Annotated in this window: 5 protein-coding genes; all 5 read left to right on the top strand. The window is 72.0% G+C overall.

From position 1 onward, the window contains the following. Positions 1–784 (top strand): AAA family ATPase (locus tag NON00_RS22080; RefSeq protein WP_256024923.1); only part of this gene is annotated, 784 nt, incomplete at its 5' end. Between the two features lie 315 nt (positions 785–1,099). Then, complete coding sequence (locus NON00_RS22085) at positions 1,100–3,550, top strand: bifunctional diguanylate cyclase/phosphodiesterase (protein ID WP_256024924.1); 2,451 nt, start codon at positions 1,100–1,102, stop codon at positions 3,548–3,550. A 329-nt stretch (positions 3,551–3,879) separates the two neighbouring features. Next, complete coding sequence (locus tag NON00_RS22090; protein ID WP_256024925.1) at positions 3,880–4,188, top strand: AtpZ/AtpI family protein; 309 nt, start codon at positions 3,880–3,882, stop codon at positions 4,186–4,188. Between the two features lie 24 nt (positions 4,189–4,212). Next, positions 4,213–4,968, top strand: coding sequence for a F0F1 ATP synthase subunit A (locus NON00_RS22095; protein ID WP_256024926.1), 756 nt, complete (start codon positions 4,213–4,215; stop codon positions 4,966–4,968). Between the two features lie 87 nt (positions 4,969–5,055). Beyond that, a complete protein-coding gene (locus NON00_RS22100; RefSeq protein ID WP_007434456.1) occupies positions 5,056–5,283 on the top strand; it encodes an ATP synthase subunit C family protein in 228 nt (75 codons plus the stop codon). Positions 5,284–5,354: the final 71 nt, after the last annotated feature.

Raw genomic sequence — 5,354 nt, forward strand, 5'->3', positions numbered from 1 at the left:
GGCCGCCGAGGCCGCCGCGACCACCGTCGCCGCCCGGCTGGCGGAGCGGCTGGGCGAGGCGCCGGACCTGCCCGAGCCGCCGGAGGACCTCTCCGAGGCCGCCGAGGAGGCCGCCCGCCGCAAGGCCGAGCGGCTGGCGCGCGAGCGCGAGGCGATGGGGCCGGTCAATCTCCGCGCCGAGCAGGAAATGGCCGAGGTGGAGGCGCGCATCGGCTCGATCGACCGGGACCGCGAGGAGATCGGCGCCGCCATCGCCAAGCTGCGCGGCTCGGTCGGCCACCTGAACCGCGAGGGACGGGAGCGGCTGCGCGCCATCTTCGACCGCATCGATGCCGAGTTCCGCGCCCTGTTCACGCGGCTGTTCGGCGGCGGGCGGGCGCATCTGGCGCTGGTCGGCAGCGATGACCCGCTGGAGGCGGGGCTCGAAATCTATGCCGAGCCGCCGGGCAAGAAGCTCGCCACCCTCTCGCTGCTCTCGGGTGGCGAGCAGGCGCTGACGGCGCTCTCCCTCATCTTCGCCGTCTTCCGCTGCCAGCCCGCCCCCGTCTGCGTGCTGGACGAGGTGGACGCGCCGCTGGATGATGCGAATGTGGAACGACTCTGCGGCCTGCTGGAGGCCATGGCGGCGGAGGCGGGGACGCGCTTCCTGGTGGTCACCCACCACCCGCTGACCATGGCGCGGATGCACCGCCTCTATGGCGTGACGATGCAGGAACGCGGGGTAAGCCGGCTGCTCTCGGTGGATCTGGGCGCGGCGGTTGGGATGGTGGAGGGGGGCGCTTAACAAACCATCCACAATCGCTTCGCTAAAGCGGAATCCACCTGTGGTATCCTGAGAACCACATCTGGAAGGATGGGCGATGGGGCAGGGGTGCATCCCTGGGTTGTGGGTCCGGCGGCTTTTTGCCGGCTTCACGCGTGGTCATTTCCCCTGGCGCGAGGGAGGGGCGGCGGGCTGGCGTGCCGGCCTCCTCCTGGCCGGCACCTCTTCCGCCGGCCCAGGCCCAGGCCCCGGCGCACCGGGGCGCGCCGCCCGGTGTCATGCCGCCCGGTGTCATGCCGCCGAGGCCCCCGCCCTTCTGGCCGGGGCAGGCTGAGCATGGCCGGCCCAGGCATGGCGGGCGGTGGCCCCCGCTCCTGGCTGGCGCGGCTCATGCCGCCCCGGCACGTCCTGGCACGCTGGCTGCCCGCGCAGTGCGCGCAGTCCTGGCCGGGGCGGCAGCAGCTCCAGGCCCTGCTCGGCGCCACGGCGCTGGTCTTCTTCTTCTCCCTCAACCTCTCAGTGCTGAACACGGCGGCGCAGGACCGGCTGCGCGCCAGCCTCCAGGGCGGCAGCTTCTCCCTGGCCGCCGTCGAGGCCGCCCGCTTCGAGGCGGCGCTGTCCCGCCATGCCGTCGGCCTGCTGCCGGCGGCGCTGCTGCAGGACCGCTTCCTTCATTTCGCCGAGGCGCTGCGCGCCTGCCTCCTGCTGACGGAGGCCGAGGCCGCCATGGCCGAGGCGCCGCGCGCCCTGGCCGCAGTGCTGCCACAGCTGGAAACCGATCTGCGCCGCCTGCTGGAAGGGGAGGGCGCGGCGCTGCCGGCGCTGCTCGGGCGGCTCTCCGTGCTGGAGGCGGAGCTGCGCGACCTCAGCGGCCTGAGCCTGCGGGAGCAGCAGCAGGGGGCGGAAGCGGCCGATGGCGGGATGGGCTGGACCTTCCTGGCCTCGGCCGCCGGGCTGGCGCTCTCGGCCGGGGCGCTGGTGGTGCTGCTGCTGCTCGAATCGGGCCGGGCCCGCGCGGCGCAGCGCCAGGCGGAGCAGGCCGCCCGCCAGCAGGCCGAGGCCGAGCGCACCCTGCGCGCCCTGATCGACAGCCTGCCCGCCATGATCAGCGCCTATGACCGCCACGGCCAGCTGCTTTTCATGAACGAGGCCCATGCCCGCTTCCACGGCATCAACCTCCCGGGTGGCGCCGTGGGGGCGGCCGCCGGTGGAGCGAACCCCGGTGGCGTGGCCCCTGGTGGCGTGACCCCTGGTAACGTGCCGCCGGGGGAGCGGCCGCGGCTGGAGCAGGCCCTCGTCACCCAGGGGCCGCTGCCCTTCCTGGAGCGCACCCTGCGCGACAGCCAGGGGCAGGACCGCACGGTGCTGTCCACCGCCGTCGCCGTGCGCGACGGGCAGGGCGGGGCGGGGCGCGTGGTGCTGATCGGCCTCGACATCTCCGAGCGCAAGGCCGCCGAGGAGCGGATGCGCCACCTCGCCGAGCACGACCCGCTGACCGACCTGCCCAACCGCCTGCTGTTCGGCGCCCGGCTGGAGGCGGCCATCGCCAAGGCCCGCGCCGGCATGAGCCAGGGCTTCGCCCTGCACTGCCTCGACATTGACGGCTTCCGCGCCGTCAATGAAAGCATGGGCCATGCGGTGGGGGACCAGCTTCTCCTCGCCGCGGTGGAGCGGATGCGCCGCTGCCTGCGCCGCGCCGATACCCTGGCGCGCATCGGCGGCGACGAATTCGCCGTCATCCAGGCCGATGTGGGCGCGCCCGAGGATGCCCGCCGCCTGGCCGAGCGGCTGGTGCGGGCGATGCGCGCCCCCTTCCGGCTGGAGGGGCACGGCATCGAATCGGCGGCGAGCATCGGCACCGCCATCGGCCTGCGCCATGGCAGCACGGCCGAACAGCTCCAGCAGCGCGCCAATGTCGCCCTCGACCGCGCCAAGGCCGAGGGGCGCGGCGCCGCCCTGCTCTTCGACCCGATCATGGAAACCGCCCTGCAGGAGCGGCGCCAGCTGGAGGCCGATCTGCGCCAGGGGCTGGAGGCGGGGGAGCTGGTGCTGCTCTACCAGCCGAAATTCAGCCTCGCCACCGGCGCGCCGGAGGGGTGCGAGGCCCTGCTGCGCTGGACCCATGCCGCGCGCGGCGCCATCCCGCCCAGCCTCTTCGTGCCGGTGGCGGAGGAGGCGGGCATGGCCGCCACCCTGGGCCGCTACGTGCTGCGCGCCGCCTGTGCCCAGGCCCTGCGCTGGCGGGCGGAGGGGGTGTTCATGCCCGTGGCCGTCAACCTCTCCGCCATGCTCTTCGCCTCCGACCAGGCGGTGACCCTGGTGCGCGAGGCCCTGGCCGAGAGCGGCCTGCCGCCCTCCTGGCTGGAAATCGAGCTGACCGAGGGCGTCTTCATCCGCAACGCCGCCGCGGCCCAGGCGGCGCTGGAGGCGCTGCACGCCACTGGCGTGCGCGTGGCGCTCGATGATTTCGGCACCGGCTATTCCTCCCTGGCCTATCTTCAGCGCCTGCCCTTCGACGTGCTGAAGGTGGACCGCGCCTTCGTCCGCGGCCTGACGGAGGGGGAGCGCAACAGCGCCTGGATCATCGAGACCATCCTGCGCCTTGCCCATGGCCTCGGCGCCAAGGCGGTGGCCGAGGGGGTGGAGACGCCGGAGCAGCTCGCCGCGCTGCGCCGCATGGGCTGCGATGTGGCGCAGGGCTTCCTGCTGGGCCGGCCGATGGCGGCGGAGGCGCTCTCCCGCCTCGCCCGCCAGGCCGGCGTGCCGGATGGCGCCGCCCAGGGCTAGAAAGGTGAGCTTGCTCGCCTCAGGGGAGGACCCCCGAATGGGTTTCCAAAGGCCTCAGGCCTTTGGTGGGGAGAGTATGAGAGGGGCGAAGCCCCTCTCAAGACCGCGCCCCCTGTTGCCTGACGGACTCTGATTCGTGCTGCGGGCCGGGGGAGGGGTGGGAAAAAATGACCGCCGGTTCATCCGCCATCCCCCGCGTGAAAGCCTGCAATTCCAGGCCTCCGGGCCAGGGCCGGGCCTTTCGCAATGCGGCATCCACTTGACACTCCATGAACGCACGCTTACGAGCCGTCCAGCCTTCCGGCGGGGGGACCGTGACGGGAGCGAGGGTGAACGAACGCGACGATTTCGATGCGCGCCTGAAGCGGGCCCGGCAACGCCGGGGCCTCGACAAGGGTGACGGCGACGCTGCACAGGGCGGCCCCTCGGGGCTGCCGGGCGGCGCCTTGCGCATCGGCATGCGGGCGGGGATCGAGGTCGTGTCTGCCCTCATCGCGGGTGGTGGCATCGGCTGGTTCCTGGACCGCTGGCTCGGCAGCTTCCCCTGGCTCTTCCTGGTCTTCTTCCTGGTTGGCGGTGCCGCGGGGGTATTGAACGTCTACCGGCTGTTCAATCCCCGGCGCGGCGCGCAAGGTTAGCACCGGATAAACGGGAGAGCCGCAGTGGCCGCCGAAGGCAAGACGATCGACGCGCTGAGCCAGTTCGAGCTGACGCACGCCTTCGGGCCGATTGGCGCGGCGGTGAACTTCACGCAGTCCAATGCGCATATGCTGGCCGCCTGCGTCGTGGTCGTGCTGATCATGGCCATGGGCATGGCCCCCCGCGCCGTGGTGCCGGGCCGCTTCCAGGCCCTGGCCGAGACCTTCTATGAGTTCGTCGAGAACCTGGTGACCGGGCAGGTCGGGCATGAGGGGAAGCGCTACTTCCCCTTCGTCTTCGCCCTGTTCATGTTCGTCCTCTTCGGCAACGTGATCGGCCTGCTGCCCTACGCCTTCACCTACACCAGCCACATCGCCGTGACCTTCGGCCTGGCCTTCCTGGTGTTCCTGGTGACGACGGTCGTGGCCATCGCCCTGCACGGCAAGAAGTTCCTCGGCTACTTCTTCCCCGAGGGCGCGCCGCTCTGGCTCGCCCCCATCATCGTGCCGGTCGAGGTGGTCTCCTACCTCTCGCGCCCGATCAGCCTCTCGGTCCGTCTGTTCGCCAACATGGTCGCCGGCCACGTGCTGCTGAAGGTCTTCGCCACCTTCGTCGTGCTGCTGGGCGGGCTTGGCATCGTCGGGCCCTTCATCGCCACGCTGCCGCTGGCGGTGAACGTCCTCCTGGTGGGTTTCGAATTCCTGGTCGCTTTCCTGCAGGCCTACGTCTTCGCCATCCTCACCAGCATCTACCTGCATGACGCGGTGCACCTGCACTGACGGGGCCAGTCCCCACAAGGGGGCCACGTTCTTGCGGATGCCGCGTCCAGCGGACCACCACATCAGATCAGCGAAGGGATTCTTCTGATGGAACTCGTGCTTGCTGCTAAGGCCATTGGTGCCGGCATCGCCGTCCTCGCCCTGTTCGGCGTCGGCCTGGCGCTGGGCAACATCTTCTCGACGCTGATCGCGTCCGTGGCCCGTAACCCGGCCTCGCGCGACACCGTGTTCCCCATCGGCATCCTGGGCTTCGCCCTGACGGAAGCCGTGGCGCTCTTCGCGCTGCTGATCGCCTTCCTGATCCTGTTCACCTGATGCTGGCCGGGGGGGGGGGCGCCCCCCCCCCCCCCCCGGCCCCCCCCCCCCCCCCCCCCCCGCCCCCGGCG

It is taken from the genome of Roseomonas sp. GC11 (genome assembly GCF_024437745.1).
In the GTDB taxonomy this organism is placed as follows: Bacteria; Pseudomonadota; Alphaproteobacteria; order Acetobacterales; family Acetobacteraceae; genus Pseudoroseomonas.